This window comes from Oceanobacillus phoenicis (assembly GCF_047238145.1).
GTDB lineage: Bacteria > Bacillota > Bacilli > Bacillales > Amphibacillaceae > Oceanobacillus.
This window is the reverse complement of the sequence record NZ_JBDFME010000001.1, coordinates 2,205,738-2,220,816: the sequence shown is the minus strand read 5'-3', so window position 1 is coordinate 2,220,816 and position 15,079 is coordinate 2,205,738. Positions and strand designations below refer to the sequence as shown.

17 protein-coding genes are annotated in these 15,079 nt (G+C 34.2%); 6 read left to right on the top strand and 11 right to left on the bottom strand.

What is annotated here, in order from left to right; translation table 11 throughout:
• Nucleotides 1-39: 39 nt before the first annotated feature.
• The 6 genes from ABC346_RS10985 (at nucleotide 40) to ABC346_RS10960 (ending at nucleotide 4,508) form a co-directional block, all read left to right on the top strand.
• Entirely contained in the window at nucleotides 40-1,350 is a 1,311-nt protein-coding gene (locus tag ABC346_RS10985) for a 6-phospho-beta-glucosidase (protein ID WP_413234877.1), read from the top strand.
• 12 nt (nucleotides 1,351-1,362) lie between these two features.
• Nucleotides 1,363-2,655 (top strand): PTS sugar transporter subunit IIC, encoded by a 1,293-nt coding sequence (locus ABC346_RS10980; protein WP_413234876.1) that lies wholly within the window; start codon nucleotides 1,363-1,365, stop codon nucleotides 2,653-2,655.
• Nucleotides 2,655-2,990, top strand: a complete 336-nt coding sequence (locus tag ABC346_RS10975; protein ID WP_413234875.1) for a PTS sugar transporter subunit IIA — start codon at nucleotides 2,655-2,657, stop codon at nucleotides 2,988-2,990. The genes ABC346_RS10980 and ABC346_RS10975 overlap by 1 nt, the downstream gene beginning before the upstream one ends.
• Nucleotide 2,991: 1 nt before the next feature.
• The gene (locus tag ABC346_RS10970) at nucleotides 2,992-3,297 is read left to right on the top strand and encodes a PTS sugar transporter subunit IIB (RefSeq protein ID WP_413234874.1); all 306 of its coding nucleotides are present in this window, start codon (nucleotides 2,992-2,994) and stop codon (nucleotides 3,295-3,297) included.
• A 251-nt stretch (nucleotides 3,298-3,548) separates the two neighbouring features.
• Nucleotides 3,549-4,016: a DinB family protein gene (locus ABC346_RS10965; RefSeq protein ID WP_413234873.1), complete on the top strand. Its 468-nt coding sequence runs from the start codon at nucleotides 3,549-3,551 to the stop codon at nucleotides 4,014-4,016.
• 81 nt (nucleotides 4,017-4,097) lie between these two features.
• The gene (locus tag ABC346_RS10960) at nucleotides 4,098-4,508 is read left to right on the top strand and encodes a thiol-disulfide oxidoreductase DCC family protein (RefSeq protein WP_413234872.1); all 411 of its coding nucleotides are present in this window, start codon (nucleotides 4,098-4,100) and stop codon (nucleotides 4,506-4,508) included.
• Nucleotides 4,509-4,556: 48 nt separating this feature from the next.
• Here ABC346_RS10960 and ABC346_RS10955 read toward each other — a convergent pair whose 3' ends face one another.
• From ABC346_RS10955 to ABC346_RS10905, 11 genes are all read right to left on the bottom strand, one after another.
• Nucleotides 4,557-5,003 (bottom strand): hypothetical protein, encoded by a 447-nt coding sequence (locus ABC346_RS10955; protein ID WP_413234871.1) that lies wholly within the window; start codon nucleotides 5,001-5,003, stop codon nucleotides 4,557-4,559.
• A 103-nt stretch (nucleotides 5,004-5,106) separates the two neighbouring features.
• Complete coding sequence (locus ABC346_RS10950; RefSeq protein WP_413234870.1) at nucleotides 5,107-6,531, bottom strand: carbon starvation CstA family protein; 1,425 nt, start codon at nucleotides 6,529-6,531, stop codon at nucleotides 5,107-5,109.
• Nucleotides 6,532-6,722: 191 nt separating this feature from the next.
• Nucleotides 6,723-8,393: a thiamine pyrophosphate-binding protein gene (locus tag ABC346_RS10945; RefSeq protein ID WP_413234869.1), complete on the bottom strand. Its 1,671-nt coding sequence runs from the start codon at nucleotides 8,391-8,393 to the stop codon at nucleotides 6,723-6,725.
• Between the two features lies 1 nt (nucleotide 8,394).
• The gene (locus ABC346_RS10940; protein ID WP_413234868.1) at nucleotides 8,395-9,567 is read right to left on the bottom strand and encodes an aminotransferase class I/II-fold pyridoxal phosphate-dependent enzyme; all 1,173 of its coding nucleotides are present in this window, start codon (nucleotides 9,565-9,567) and stop codon (nucleotides 8,395-8,397) included.
• Between the two features lie 255 nt (nucleotides 9,568-9,822).
• Nucleotides 9,823-10,122: a DUF378 domain-containing protein gene (locus tag ABC346_RS10935; protein WP_413234867.1), complete on the bottom strand. Its 300-nt coding sequence runs from the start codon at nucleotides 10,120-10,122 to the stop codon at nucleotides 9,823-9,825.
• 203 nt (nucleotides 10,123-10,325) lie between these two features.
• Nucleotides 10,326-11,354: a spore photoproduct lyase gene (gene splB, locus ABC346_RS10930; RefSeq protein ID WP_413234866.1), complete on the bottom strand. Its 1,029-nt coding sequence runs from the start codon at nucleotides 11,352-11,354 to the stop codon at nucleotides 10,326-10,328.
• Nucleotides 11,347-11,601, bottom strand: coding sequence for a transcriptional regulator SplA domain-containing protein (locus tag ABC346_RS10925; protein WP_413234865.1), 255 nt, complete (start codon nucleotides 11,599-11,601; stop codon nucleotides 11,347-11,349). The genes splB and ABC346_RS10925 overlap by 8 nt, the downstream gene beginning before the upstream one ends.
• Nucleotides 11,602-11,624: 23 nt before the next feature.
• Entirely contained in the window at nucleotides 11,625-11,783 is a 159-nt protein-coding gene (locus tag ABC346_RS10920; protein ID WP_413234864.1) for a hypothetical protein, read from the bottom strand.
• Between the two features lie 409 nt (nucleotides 11,784-12,192).
• On the bottom strand, nucleotides 12,193-13,137 hold the full coding sequence (locus ABC346_RS10915; protein ID WP_413234863.1) for a phosphoglycerate dehydrogenase: 945 nt from the start codon (nucleotides 13,135-13,137) through the stop codon (nucleotides 12,193-12,195).
• A gap of 61 nt (nucleotides 13,138-13,198) precedes the next feature.
• Complete coding sequence (locus ABC346_RS10910) at nucleotides 13,199-14,395, bottom strand: ornithine--oxo-acid transaminase (protein WP_413234862.1); 1,197 nt, start codon at nucleotides 14,393-14,395, stop codon at nucleotides 13,199-13,201.
• Between the two features lie 119 nt (nucleotides 14,396-14,514).
• Nucleotides 14,515-15,072: an O-acetyl-ADP-ribose deacetylase gene (locus ABC346_RS10905; protein WP_413234861.1), complete on the bottom strand. Its 558-nt coding sequence runs from the start codon at nucleotides 15,070-15,072 to the stop codon at nucleotides 14,515-14,517.
• Between the last annotated feature and the right edge of the window lie 7 nt (nucleotides 15,073-15,079).

The following is a 15,079-nucleotide window of genomic DNA, read 5'->3' as shown; positions in this document are numbered from 1 at the left end:
AAATTCAAGCGATTACAATTTGTAAAGGAGCATTAGATTATGACATTAAAACTCGTTATTATCGGTGGTGGTTCAAGTTACACTCCGGAGATTATTGAAGGAATTATTCAACGTCAGGATACTTTTCCTGTAAATGAGATTGTTCTAGTTGATATTGAATCAGGCCAACATAAACTAGAAGTTATTGGCAATCTTGCAAAAAGAATGATTCAACAAGCGAATGCGAATATTAATCTTTCATGGACACTGAATCGTAGACAAGCATTAGTCAATGCAGATTTTATTACTACTCAAATTCGAGTTGGTGGACTTGAAGCACGTGCAATAGATGAACGTATTCCGCTTAAGCATGGTTTTATTGGACAGGAAACAAATGGTGCAGGTGGCATTATGAATGCTTTGCGAACAATACCTGTGTTAATGGAAATCGCAAAAGATGTACAAGAAATTTGTCCAAATGCGTGGATTGTTAACTTTACAAATCCAGCAGGAATAGTTACAGAAGCACTTCTAAATTATTCTAGTCATCCGAGAGTAATAGGAGTTTGCAATATCCCTATTAACACGCAGCATTCCACTGCCGAATTATTAAATGCAAACCCCAAAGAGGTACAAATTGAATTTATTGGACTGAATCACTTTATTTTTGGCAAGAAGGTTCTTGTAAGCGGAGAAAATCGAACGGAAGAAGTATTCGATAAACTTGCTAATTGGAAAGGCAATTATACACCAGCAAATATAATGCCTTTAGATTGGTCAAAAACATTCATTCAATCTACAAAACTATTACCTAATCCATATCATCAATATTATTTCCAAACACAAACAGTCCTCCAAAAAGATTTACAAGCATATAAGGAAAATGGCACACGAGCGGAAGTAGTACAACAATTAGAAGAATCCTTATTTAGTTTATACCAACAACCAGAAGTAAATACAAAGCCAAATGAACTTGAAAAAAGAGGTGGAGCATTTTATAGCAAAGTTGCATGTAGTTTGATGGACTCCATCTACAATAATAAGAATGATATACAAACAGTAAATACACAGAATCATGGCACGATTACTGATTTACCAAATGATGCAGTAATTGAAGTTAATTGTGTAATAACAAAAGATGGTCCAAAACCAATTTCCATTGGAAAGATTCCAGCTCCTGTAAAAGGTATAATCCAAAATATGAAAGCAATGGAAGAACTCACAATTCAAGCTGCATTATCGGGAAAATATGAAGATGCTTACAATGCGTTTGTTATGAATCCATTAATTCAAGACGAAAAGAAAGCGAAAGTGTTACTTGATGAACTTTTAGAAGCTCACAAATCTTTTCTACCACAATTTAAACAATAGGAGGAACAAAGCATGAATAACAAATTTATGCAGAAATTTATTGAAATTGCTGGTCGTATTGGCTCACAACGTCATTTAGTTGCAATACGTGATGGTTTTGTTGCTATTATGCCTTTAATTATTATTGGATCATTAGCTGTGTTAATTAATAATTTTCCAGACTTCGGGAATTTTAGTCTAGTTGAAATGTTAAATAGTATTTTTGGTGAGGGTAAATGGCAGGTAGTCGGCGGAAGTATATGGAATGGTACATTCGCTGTATTAGGACTACTTATATCATTTTCTATCGCATATAATTTAGCTAAGTCCTATGAAATAGATGGTTTATCTACAGGTTTAATTTCCGCAGCAGCTTTTATTATGCTTGTCCCGACGACTGTTGATGGTGGATTGAATTTTGAATGGCTGGGAGCACAAGGACTATTTGTTGCTATTATTTTATCCATGCTTATAACAGAGTTTTTCCGATTACTCATGAATAAGAACATTACCATAAAAATGCCAGAAGGAGTTCCTGAGGGGGTTTCCAGATCTTTCTCTGCTTTAATACCAGCGATTATTATTCTTGTTCTTGTTGGTCTATTCCATGCTTTAATTAGTGTTTTTTCTGGAATTAGTATATTTGAATTAATATTTAATCTAATACAAGAGCCTCTCCAAGGACTAGGAAATACATTACCCGCAGCGATTATTGTTGCCTTCTTAAACCATTTATTGTGGTTCTTTGGGCTGCATGGTACAAACATTATCGGATCAGTAATCGAACCGGTATATTTGCCTCTGATTGAACGAAATGCAGATTTATTTCAAAAAGGTATGTCCGCATTTGATGTGCCAAATGTTGTAACAAAACCATTTTTAGATACATTTGTTTTTATGGGTGGTTCAGGAACCACAATTGCTCTGCTGATTGCCATATTTATTGTTATCAGACATGAAAAAAATCATCCATACCGAGAAGTCGCAAAATTATCAACACCAGCCGGTTTATTTAATATAAATGAACCAGTAATTTTTGGATTACCAATTGTTTTAAATCCAATCTTTTTAATTCCTTTTATCCTTGTACCTGTTACCTTAACAACAATCTCTTATTTTGCTCTGTCATTAGGGCTTGTACCAAAAACTGTTGCTATACTTCCATGGACAACACCACCTATTTTAAGTGGATATCTTGTCACTGGCGGAAGTATACGTGGAATCATTTTACAGCTCTTTAACTTAACTATAGCCGTCCTATTATATATTCCATTTATTATGGCAGGTGTTCGTTCAATGAGAGAAAAGATGGGAGGTCAAAAATAATGACCACACAACAAGAAGAATTACAAGTTCTTTCATTTCAAATCATATTACATGCAGGAAACGCTAGGTCTGAAGCAATGGAGGCATTACAGCTTGCTAGAAATGGAGAATTTAACAAAGCAGAATTAAAGCTAGATGCTGCTGATAAAGAATTTGCAGAAGCTCATCATATACAAACATCTCTATTACAAAGTGAAGCAAATGGAAACGTTCCAGATTTTTCTATTATTCTTATCCATGCTCAAGATCATTTAATGAATGCTTTAACAGTTAAAGATTTAGCAATCGAAATGATCACTATGCAAAAACAAATAAGAAACTTGGAGGAGAGATAACATGAAGATTCGTCTCGTATGTTCGGCTGGCATGTCTACTTCCATGCTTGTTAAAAAAATGGAAACTGCAGCAATAGAAAAACAATTAGAAGTAGAAATTGACGCAATTCCTGAATCACAATTAAAAAATCATTTATCAGATCTGGATGTTGTTTTAATTGGTCCTCAAGTTCGATATTTAGAGAAAAAAATTCGTGAATTTGTTGAACCAAAAGGGATAAAGGTTGCTGTTATTGATCAAATGGCTTACGGTTTGGTTCAAGGTGATAAAGTATTAGAACAAGCAATTAATTTAAAAAACAGTTAAAACAAGTTTAGTTTTGCGCATAAGATTCCAGATATCACTTTTGATAGATGGAATCTTTTCTTATTTAAAAAGGTAGTGATAGCTATGTATACCAAGCAATACTATCTAATCAATAGGTTTTGTAAACGAATTGATTGTCTTATATCGTTCCATTTACAGATATTTTGCCCAACGATCCTAATTATTTTTTATAAGATAAAGGATTTCATAGTAAGGTTATTGAATATTATATACAAATGGAGGCGATCAATATGTATGAACACATATCAAATCATATGAAGCGAGTACGTGGGATCACATTAAATTCTCTAGAGAAGATTCCTGAAGACTTAGCTGATCATATCCCAGACACATATCGAAATAATATTAGGTGGAATTTGGGACATATTATAGTCGTTCAAGAGAAGCTTATATTTGAAGTAATGAATGAAAAGCTAAAAATCCCGAAATTTTTTATCGAATACTTTAAACCTGATACTAGTCCGAATGAATGGAAAGGAACGCCGCCTAGCTTTGATGAAATAGCTAAAGAATTAACCCTTCAAATTGATAGAATTGACAACTATGCACCTTATCACTTAGAAGAGGCTCTGCCTACTCCTTTTATCAATAGTTCAAAAATGCAATTTGATACTTTTTCAGAAACATTGTTATTTAGTTTTTATCACGAAGCTCTTCATATGGAGACAATTAAGCGTATTTATCGACTTGTAAAATAAATGTTGTTTTAAAGAATTATACAAGGGGAATGTTTTTTCATGTGACCAAATAGTTTAAGTTTAAGTATTAGGAGGCTCACTTTGTATATAATCCTATTTGATGGTGAATGTAATGTTTGTGATTCAAGTGTTCAGTTTATTTTAAAAAGAGATCAAGAAGGTATATTCTCCTTCGCCTCTCTACAAAGTGAAGCAGGGAAATATTTAGGAGAACAAAATAATATTCCTGATGATACGGACAGTATGGTACTTGTAAAAGAAAATAATAATGTGAAAATAAAATCAAATGCAGTACTTGATATTTGTAGAAACTTACCATTTCCTTGGAAATTTTTATACGCATTTTCGATTGTTCCAACCCCTATTCGAGACAAAGCTTATGATTGGTTCGCCAACAATCGATTTAAATGGTTTGGTAAAAAACAACAATGTAAACTCCCTACCCCCGAAGAACGACAAAGATTTATCGAATCCGTTGAAGATATAAAATAAAAGAGGAACCTCTCACTGAAAGAGGTCCCTCTTTTATTGTTAGAAAACTTATTTCTTTTGAATTGGAAACATGATAACATTTCCTTTTTTCTGTTGGTATATTTCTTTTAACTTACTTACAACTAATAATCCATGCTCTCCAACTAAGCCCAAAAGATAATTAATTCCATCTTTATCACCAAAAATCCATCGATCTAATTCTTTATCATCGTATTCTGGATGTGTTAACTGATAATACAAACCAATTCTAGTTGACTCATTCATCAAGTTGTCATAAGTAGCATTATAAATATAATAATCATTAAAGTAATTCGTTTTAACTACTCCGAGTCCTAACTTTTCAACCCAATCATAATCCAGTTGATGATTCTCTACTCCATATAATCTCTCCACCCGATTAAAGTCAAATTCCGTATTAGTCATTACTTCTATATCTAAATAACTTTGTAATGCAGCTGCGTCAATATAAAACATTCTTTTTCTTTCTTGATTCATCGTTTTTCTCCCCCTTAACGACATTTGCTTACTTTAATAGACGGTACACTATACGAAAAAGAAGCAAAAAAGTCATAGAAAATTCTATGACTTTTATATTCATTTACTCCATATCTACTTGAAGGTTATTCTTTTTATTACTTTTTGCTTTTATAAAGAATAGAATTGTGAAGATAACTGTCAATACAAGTCCGATAATGAAAGATATATTTAAATCTAATTGGAATCCAATCTTCGCATTAAGAATATATACAAGAACCATATATGTCATAAAAATGGCTGGTACCATAGATACGAAGTAGTTCTTTCCTTTCACATACAGATACATCGTGGCAATCCATAATGCTAGCATTGCTGTTGCTTGGTTTGCCCAAGAGAAATATCTCCATAACACATTAAAATCAATCGTTGTTAAAAAGTATGCAATAACGAATAATGGAATAGCGATCATTAAACGATTAGCAACTTTCTTTTGGTTAATATTTAAATAATCCGCAATTATAGATCTCGCTGCACGGAAGGCAGTGTCCCCTGAAGTAATAGGTAAAATAATCACACCAATTACCGCAATCGTCCCCGCAACTGCTCCTAATAAAGTAATAGCAATTTCACTCACTGCTGCAGAAGCTGTGCCATCTGCAATTACTTGACTTAAGGTTTGTCCATCAAAAATACTCATTGCTGCTGCAGCCCAAATCATAGCAATAATTCCTTCTGCAATCATCATCCCATAAAATATATATCTACCTTGTGATTCTTTTTGGGTTGTTCTAGATATAATCGGCGATTGTGTTGCATGAAATCCTGATAAAGCTCCACAAGTAATCGTAAAGAATAAAATAGGGAATATTGGTAAGTTATCTGGATGCATATTTTGTAGCGTAAGTTCTGGTATTTTATAATCGGAGAATACCAGTGCTGCACCTATTAATACTGTTCCTATTAATAAAATTGCTCCAAAAAAAGGATAGATTCGGCCAATAATTTTATCAATTGGTAGAATGGTAGAAAGAAAATAATAGAGTAAAATAGCCCCTAAAATAAATACAAACGCAACTTTTCCATCTAGTAGAATATCGATCAAAGAAGCTGGAGTAGTTAAGAAAACGGTACCAACTAAAATTAATAAAAGAAGTGAAAAAGCATTAACAATATGTCTCGAAAAACTTCCTAAAAATTTTCCTGCAAGCTGTGGTATATGTGCCCCACGATTTCGTATAGATATCATACCTGTTAAATAATCATGAACCGCTCCTGCAAAAATCGATCCAATGACAATCCATAAAAATGCAACTGGCCCAAATAACGCACCCATAATAGGGCCAAAGATAGGTCCTGTACCCGCAATGTTTAATAGTTGAATTAAAGCATTTTTCTGTTTATGCATTGGAAGGTAATCTACTCCATCGTTTTGTGATATAGCAGGAGTCTGTCTCTTATCTGATGGTCCAAATAACTTTTCAATAAATTTACCATACGTAAAATATGCAATAATTAATAAGATAATAGCTGTGAAAAATGTTATCATGTATATCCCCCATAACCTATGATGTAATCGCTTCCATAATACTATTATATCTTTTAAGCGATAAATATCAATATATTTTCGCTAATAAAATTTCTATACGTTTAAATCACCATAAAAAAATCAAGAATAACATGGATTGTATTCTTGATTACTAATTTTTTCCATTCATTGAATCAATTTCAAATGCTGACTCAGTTATGAAAGTCTTTTATTTTCTTATTTACGCTTATTTGTTCACGATCGGTAAGTATTTCAATGACAACTGGTGAGTGCTTTGCATGTTCAAGTGCGATTGGAAAAACATGTTCAAATTCTAGAAAACTAGAAACTTGATACCCTTTTCCTCCTAAACTTTGGATATACGATTTAAATGAAATATTTCCAAGGTCTGTCGCTATTACTTTTTTCGGATAATGTATTTCTTGATGCATTCGAATTGTTCCATACATTTTGTTATTAAAAATCAGGCTTAACATACCAACTTTATATCTCACTGCTGTTTCTAATTCTTGTGCCGTCATCATAAAACCACCATCCCCAGACAGTGATATAATCGTTTTATCTGGACATGCTATAGCCGCTCCAATTGCAGAAGGTACACCATACCCCATTGCTCCTGATGTCGGTCCAATATAGGTGTTTTTATGGTTAAATTGAAAATAAGTATGTAGCCATCCTGCAAAATTCCCCGCATCATTTGTAATGATATATTCATTGTTTAATCGCTGTTGTAAATAAGCAATGATTTTACTTTGAATATCCTGTTTTTGATATAGTTGTTTTATCGATTCTATTTGCTTCGTACGTCTTTTGTCCACCCATTCTTTCCAGACAAAGTCACCTGATCCCTTTACCTCTTCAATACTAATCGGCCGTATTGACAATAATGCTTCCTTTATATCTGCTACTATACCTAAATCTGGTGGATATACATTTCCTATTGTTTCAAAAGATATATCAATATGCACCAGTCGTTTATCATTTGTAATAATAGAATAGTCTTGCGTAGTAACCTCCGATAATCTTGAACCAAAAGCAAAGATAACATCTGCTTCATTTACAGACTCTCGTATTTCAGATGTAATACCTAATCCCAAATGTCCAAGATATAAATTATGATTATTTGGGAAAACATCATGCCGCCGAAAGGCTGTCATTACAGGTATTTGAAATGCTTCAGCAAATTCAAGAAGTGCATCTTCCGCACCAGAAAAACGAATGCCACCACCAGCAATAATCAAAGGTTTCTTGGCAATTTGTAAAAAATGCTGGAACATGGATATTTCTTTTATCGATGGTGCCGGACGCGGAATACTAACAGGTGCTTGAAATGTAAATTCGCCTTCTTCATAAAGGATATCTTCAGGCAAAGAGATTACTACTGGTCCTGGCCTGCCGGTTTTAGCAATCCGAAAAGCTTTAGCGAGTATTTCAGGTATACGATGTACATCTGTAATTTCCACAGCCCATTTGGAAATCGGTCGAAAGAAACTTTCTAAATCCACTTCCTGAAACCCTTCTCTTCCTCTAAACTTTGTACTTACTTGTCCCAGCATTACAACCATTGGAGTAGAATCTTGATACGCAGTATGCACACCGATGGATAGATTACTTGCCCCCACACCTCTCGTCGCCATAACTATTCCTGGTTTCTTTGTAGCTTTTGCATATCCTTCCGCCATAAAAGCAATACCACCTTCGTGACGACCTGAAATTACTTGTATTTCTTGCTCATCATAAAGAGCATTTAATACCGGAAGATAGCTTTCGCCAGGGACACAAAAAACCTGTGTAACTTCTTCTCTTCGTAATCCTTTCACAATAGCATCTGCTGCATTTAAATAAATACGATGTTGATTCATATTACTTTCCTCCATTTATCCAAGAATCCAAACGTTGAACTGCTTCTACCAACCTTTCTTCTGGTACTGTTAATGCAATTCGAAAGTATCCTTCTCCTTGATTACCAAACGCTGAACCTGGAGTTACAATTACATGTACCTGATCAAGAACTTGTTCCGTAAAAGAACTTGAAGTATAGCCGTCTGGAACTTTCACCCATAAAAAAATCGTCCCTTTGGTTTTCTCTACTTGAAAGCCAGCTTTTTTTAAAAGTTGCCATGTTTTCAACATACGTTGTTCCATTGTTTGATGTATTGTGCGAATCTCAACTTCACTTTGTTCTAATGCTTTTTTTGCTGCAAGTTGAATTGGTATAAATTGGCTAGTATCAATATTACTTTTCAATGTAGCTAACGCTTGAATGACACTCGAATTTCCAACAATATACCCAATTCTCCAACCAGTCATATTAAAATTCTTAGATAATGATCCTAATTCTACCCCTACCTTTTTGGCATCTTCTACTTGAAGTAGACTTGGAGATTTATAGTTAGAAAATGTCACATGATCATAGGCTGCATCATGTGCAATACAGATATTATATTTATTTGCCATTTCTACCGCTTTCTCAAACGTTTCCCTTTGAGCTGTCGCACCAGTTGGATTATTAGGGTAATTTAGGAACAATAACTTTGCTTCTTCTTTATCTTGGTCGCTTATCATTTCCCAGTTTGGTTTATATTCATTGTTATTATCTAAAGGTAAATAAACTACTTTTCCTTGTACTAAATGTACACCCATTTTATAAACTGGGTACCCTGGATCTGGCAAAATCACTTTATCTCCAGGATTCACAACAGATTGTATTAAATGTACAATTCCTTCTTTACTTCCAATTAAAATAAGAACTTCTTCATCTGGATCAAGTGCTACGTTATATGTTTTTTGATAAAAATGAGCAACAGCTTTTCTTAATTCCGGTATACCTTGGTATGGAGAATAACGATGCAGCCGGGTATCTCTTGTATGTTTATACAATTCTTCAATTATATAGGAAGGTGGGGGTAAATCAGGTGCACCGATACCTAAATCGATAACATCCTTTCCTTGTTCAATCAATATTTGTTTTTTCTTTTGAATATGAGCAAATAAGTAAGACGGCATATTTTGAACAATATCCGATGAAAATGGCATCTTATCCCTCCAGAATAGATATAATTCCGTACTGGTAAAGTGTATGTTCCTCACTTAACTTCCTATGCCTATTTATCCCACATGTAATGTACTAATTTCCAATGCGAAAAAGTACAAAACTACTCCCTCTATTTAAATAGTTTCAATTTATAATTACTCACAGTGTAGCACGTGAAATATAAAATATCTATTATTTTTCAGAATTTTTATATAACAAGAAAACTCAAGGGAAAGTTCCTCCCTCGAGTCTTCATTTTATCGATCTTCTAAATCATCATCTATATCATTTTCGATATCATTTTCCTCAGCAAATTCTGTACCGTAATTTACTCTTCCAGTATTTACAGTATCATCCTCAACTTCTTCTCCAGTAAATAAAGTCGCAACATAATAAACAGCACTAATACCAACTAGACCATAAATAATTCGCGAAAGTACTGAAGTTTGGCCTCCGAAGATCGCAGCAACTAAATCAAACTGGAAAAATCCAATTAATCCCCAGTTGATTCCTCCAATTACTAATAAGGTTAGAGCGATCGCATGCAATGTTCTCATCTTACAATCACCTCCTTACCCATTATCATTTGTTGTTTTTATAATTTCATACTTCTTTATGGCTATCCTTTCGGAAAAAAGAGCATACCAATATAAGGAGATATTGCAAGTACGATCAACTAAAAATTAATAGGGCTGATGTAGCTTTTTAGAAATAGATTCACGGAGTGTACAAAAATTGATTAAGTAAGCACCATCTCAAGTTAAGTAAAATATTCGATAGTACTAGTTGGAAAATAATCGTTTATCCATCCGCCTAGTGTCTTTTTGATATCCTGTTGTTCTTGATCTTGATATACATATTTATAAATACCATATCTTCCCCATTTGGTTTTTCTTTTTGATTCATCTAATTCCAATTTAGTCATTGGATAATTTTTTTCTATTACACGTTTTGCTGGCTTCGTAAACCGATGTTGAATCATCTCAAATGTTAAATCTTTTCTTGCAAATGGAGGAAGAGCATCATCAAGTATATCGAACATTTCTTTATATCCTTCTTTCCAACCATCATGCAAGTAAATAGGGGCTATAATAAACCCTAAAGGATACCCTGCTTCAGCAATCTTAACTGCAGCTTCTATCCTCTCATTCAGTCGAGAGGTTCCAGGCTCAAAATATTTAATAATATGGTTATTATTAATACTAAAACGAAATCTTGTTCTCCCCTTATGATCAGCATCAAGTAAATGATCTACGTGTGCAAACTTCGTAACAAAACGGAGCTTACCGTACTCGCTTCTCCCAAAATATTCGATGGCATGTTTTAATGTATGCGTTAGATGATCCACACCTACAATATCAGAAGTACACGATGCTTCAAATCTCGTATCCAAAGGAGCTCTTTCTTGCATATATCCTTCTGCCGCATCAAAAATTTCATCAATATTAACATAGGTACGAATATATGGTTTACTGCCCATTGTTGTTTGCAAATAACAATAATGACAATGCCCCATGCAACCAGTAGCAAAAGGAATTGCATATTCAGCAGAAGGCTTAGATGTATCAAATTTCAATGTTTTCCTAACTCCGATAACTAAAGTAGACTTTGCGTTACGGTATTTTTGAAAATCATTATCTCCCGGTAAATTTCGAATTTGATTATGAGAAGTTGTTTCCCTAATTTCAATCCCCATATTTTCAAACTTTCTTACTAGTGATTTACCTAAGCTATATTCCATTGCTTTAGGTTCCACATATATCAATTGAGGGACAAAAGGTCTAACCATAAAATTGCCCCTCTTCATCATCAGATACAAATGCTTCCCTAAAAGCATCTTCTGCTGCTTCTTCTGAGGTGAAAATAGCATATTCATCCGTAATCGGGTAATACGTCTCGTGAACAAATAAGGCAAGATCCGATGGATTATCCGGATGTTGTACTACGGCAGCCTGCTGAACTTGAGCTACATCCTGGGCATGAGGATTTCGTATAATCATATAGACTATATCACCAGGAAAGTAAGGATTATTCATATCAATTTCCCCCTTTCTTTATCTTATCCATTAGGACGAAAACGCTTATTTTTCTTGCCATTTACGTTAAGAAATTCGGTCTCTTCTGCTATTTCTACATCTTGTTTTGGAGATGTATTATACTTTCTTATGTTTCTTTGTTTCCCTTTGTCTTTTTCTCGATTTTTGTTTTCTTCAGACATAGATTTCTTCCTTTCAAACATTGACTTGTCAATATCTTTACCAGAAACGTCAAAATTATGAATATGAATACAGACTAATGAAATAGCAAAAAATAAAAATTAAAGGAGGGATTTAAGTTGGCTAAAGGAAAGAAGAAGAAGAATAAGTCAAAAGAAGAATTGAATGAAATGAAAGATGATCATAAATATAAACAAAATAGACCACCTAGATAAAATGAAATTTCATCCACCCATTGTTTTGTTATCCTCTACTAATTAGTTAAAAGATCTATGGGTTAATCTCAACTCTCTTTAAATCAGGTAATCACTGCCCATGTAAGATAAACTAAAATACCGAACTATAAAGGCAGCATTAACTGATTTATAGTTCGGTTATATTATTCATCTTACTTAAATTGTTCAGTTGCCATTAATTAACCACATGTAACAAAGGATGGTCATTTTTCAAACGTTGTACATTTTCTAAAGCAACACTTCCTGTACGTTCTATTGCTTCATTTGTAGCAGCACCAATATGAGGAGTTACCGTTGTATTCGGTAATCTTAACAAAGGATGATTTGATGGTTCTTCTACAAATACATCTAAGCCAGCACCTTTAATCTTGCCGTTTGTAAGAGCTTCATACAAAGCATCCTCATCTACTAATGCTCCCCTTGAAACATTTATAAACAAGGCATCTTCTTTCATTTCATTTAGTGTTTTTGCGTTAATTAACTGATAATTATCCTCGCGAAGTGTTGTCGTAACAACTACAATATCACTTTCATTCAAGAGTTTATTAAGGTCTACGAATTTTACATTTAAACGATCGGCTATTGTTTGATCCTGGAAAGTACCATAAGCTACAACTTCCATTTGAAACCCTGTTGCCCTCAGTGCAATGGCTTGGCCAATTGCACCAAATCCGATAATCCCTAATTTCTTTTGAAATATTTCAATTCCCATAGATAATTCCCAATCTCCATTCCGTAATTCCTCATTCTTTGCAGGAATATTACGTGCGGTGGCTAGCATTAATCCAATTGCAAGATCTGCAACAGCATCTGCATTCTGACCAGGAGTATTTGTAACTGGAATACCTTTCTCTCTAGCATATTTAAAATCAATATTATCGTAACCAGCTCCAAACTTCATAATATATTTTAAATTTGGAGCTGCATCAATTATTTCTTTATCAATTTGAACAACAGCTGTTATAATAACTTCTACTTCTCTTACTGCCTGCTTTAGTTTCTCTTTCTCGATACCATTATCCGTATCTAAAATAGTAACATTTCCTAATCGTTTTAATTTCTCTACAAAGTCTGGGACCGCTTCAATAAATGGAGTTCGCACCATCAATAATATGTTCATGTTGATTTCCTTTCTGTAATAAATAGAGGGAAGGAACTGAGCTCTGCTCCCTCCTAAAATATTAATTAGTAAGTACTTCTTCTATTCGCTGGATTGCCCAATCCATTTCTTCTTTTGTTATAACTAATGGCGGTGCAAATCGTATTGTATTTACATGTGTTTCCTTACATAGGATTCCTTTATCTTTCAATTTCTCACAAATAGTACGTACTGGTTGGTGAAATTCCATACCGATGAATAATCCTCTTGCACGAACTTCTTTAATCCCTTCAAAATTAATTGCACGCAACTTATCTGCAAAATATTTTCCTGATTCTAATGACTTCGTAACTAAATTTTCTTCTTCGATGACATCCATTGCTGCCATCGATACAGCACACGCTAAAGGATTCCCCCCAAAAGTAGATCCATGAGAGCCAGGTGTAAACACATCCATAATATCTTTATTTGCAGCAATCGCAGAAACAGGCAGAACACCACCACCTAATGCTTTCCCCATGACATAGATGTCCGGTTCTACACCTTCCCATTCACATGCAAACATTTTCCCTGTCCGTGCAAAACCAGTTTGAACTTCGTCTGCTATAAATAATACGTTTTCCTTTGTGCAAAGTTCTCTTACTTGTTTCAAATATCCTTCTGGAGGTAAAATAATTCCCGCTTCTCCTTGAATAGGCTCAAGAATGATTGCCGCAGTATTTTCTGTAATAGATTTCTCAATTGCATTTATATCTCCATAGTGTACTTTATTAATTCCAGGAACAAATGGACCATAATTTTTTGTAGCATCTGGGTCATTTGATAAAGATATTGCATTTAATGTACGCCCGTGAAAATTTCCATTGGCAGCAATTATCTCCGCCTGGTTTTCTGTAACTCCTTTGACTTGATATGCCCAACGGCGTGCTGCTTTTATCGCAGTCTCGACAGCCTCCACACCTGTATTCATCGGCAAAACCTTATCTTTCTTGGTTAACTTTGCAATACGTTTTGTCCAAGGACCTAGTAATTCATTATGAAAAGCTCGAGAAGTCAATGTTACTTTATCAGCCTGATTTTTTAGTGCTTCAATAATCTTCGGATGACAATGGCCTTGATTCACCGCTGAATATGCACTTAACATATCCATATACGTATTTCCTTCTGGGTCTTTTACCCATACGCCATTTGCTTCAGAAACAACTATAGGAAGTGGGTGATAGTTATGTGCACCATAATAATTAGTCTCTTCAATAATATTTGTTGATGTTATTGTCATCAAATACCCCTCTCATTCAATTATTTCTATATTTAAGAATTATCATTAAGTTCAAGAAACGTCAACCTTAACATACAAAAATAAAAACCGAACTAATTATTAGTTCGGTAATTCAATGCCTAGATCTTATCCGTCAAATGCTGAAATTTTTCTTGGTAAATGTTAAAGTCTTCATCACTAAATAATACGACTTTTACAAGTCCCACATGATTTTCTTGTAGGAATTGAATAATTGTTTGTAAAGCGATAGTTGCCGCTTCATGAATAGGATAACCGTACGCCCCTGTTGAAATCGAAGGGAAAGAAATACTAGTTAATTTTTTTACTTTTGCTAATTCCAAAGCATTGCGATAACAGTTAGCCAATAATTCTTCTTGTAAATCAGGGGTCTGATTCCAAATTGGTCCTACCGTATGGATAATAAAACGAGCAGGCAATTGGAATCCTGAAGTGATAATCACTTCACCTGTCGGCAATTCTTCACCATTAAGTTCATCATTTCTTACCTCTTGGCATGCCTTCACTAATTTAGACCCTGCGGCATGATGGATAGCCCCATCAACACCTCCACCGCCTAATAAACTACCGTTTGCTGCATTTACAATAACATTCGTTGTTTCCTTCGTTATATCTCCCACCACTATTTCAAGCGTATTATCATTTATATTACGTTGCATCATCTCA

Excerpts from the sequence above, each read along its gene's own strand:
- ABC346_RS10935 (WP_413234867.1), bottom strand. The coding sequence starts at position 10,122 with ATGAGAACATTGCATGCGATCGCTCTAACCTTATTAGTAATTGGAGGA.
- splB (WP_413234866.1), bottom strand. The coding sequence starts at position 11,354 with ATGGTTAGACCTTTTGTCCCTCAATTGATATATGTGGAACCTAAAGCA.
- ABC346_RS10910 (WP_413234862.1), bottom strand. The coding sequence starts at position 14,395 with ATGACAATAACATCAACAAATATTATTGAAGAGACTAATTATTATGGT.
- ABC346_RS10955 (WP_413234871.1), bottom strand. The coding sequence starts at position 5,003 with ATGAATCAAGAAAGAAAAAGAATGTTTTATATTGACGCAGCTGCATTA.
- ABC346_RS10985 (WP_413234877.1), top strand. The coding sequence starts at position 40 with ATGACATTAAAACTCGTTATTATCGGTGGTGGTTCAAGTTACACTCCG.
- ABC346_RS10965 (WP_413234873.1), top strand. The coding sequence starts at position 3,549 with ATGTATGAACACATATCAAATCATATGAAGCGAGTACGTGGGATCACA.
- ABC346_RS10915 (WP_413234863.1), bottom strand. The coding sequence starts at position 13,137 with ATGAACATATTATTGATGGTGCGAACTCCATTTATTGAAGCGGTCCCA.
- ABC346_RS10950 (WP_413234870.1), bottom strand. The coding sequence starts at position 6,531 with ATGATAACATTTTTCACAGCTATTATCTTATTAATTATTGCATATTTT.
- ABC346_RS10980 (WP_413234876.1), top strand. The coding sequence starts at position 1,363 with ATGAATAACAAATTTATGCAGAAATTTATTGAAATTGCTGGTCGTATT.
- ABC346_RS10925 (WP_413234865.1), bottom strand. The coding sequence starts at position 11,601 with ATGAATAATCCTTACTTTCCTGGTGATATAGTCTATATGATTATACGA.
- ABC346_RS10905 (WP_413234861.1), bottom strand. The coding sequence starts at position 15,072 with ATGCAACGTAATATAAATGATAATACGCTTGAAATAGTGGTGGGAGAT.
- ABC346_RS10920 (WP_413234864.1), bottom strand. The coding sequence starts at position 11,783 with ATGTCTGAAGAAAACAAAAATCGAGAAAAAGACAAAGGGAAACAAAGA.
- ABC346_RS10940 (WP_413234868.1), bottom strand. The coding sequence starts at position 9,567 with ATGCCATTTTCATCGGATATTGTTCAAAATATGCCGTCTTACTTATTT.
- ABC346_RS10945 (WP_413234869.1), bottom strand. The coding sequence starts at position 8,393 with ATGAATCAACATCGTATTTATTTAAATGCAGCAGATGCTATTGTGAAA.
- ABC346_RS10970 (WP_413234874.1), top strand. The coding sequence starts at position 2,992 with ATGAAGATTCGTCTCGTATGTTCGGCTGGCATGTCTACTTCCATGCTT.
- ABC346_RS10975 (WP_413234875.1), top strand. The coding sequence starts at position 2,655 with ATGACCACACAACAAGAAGAATTACAAGTTCTTTCATTTCAAATCATA.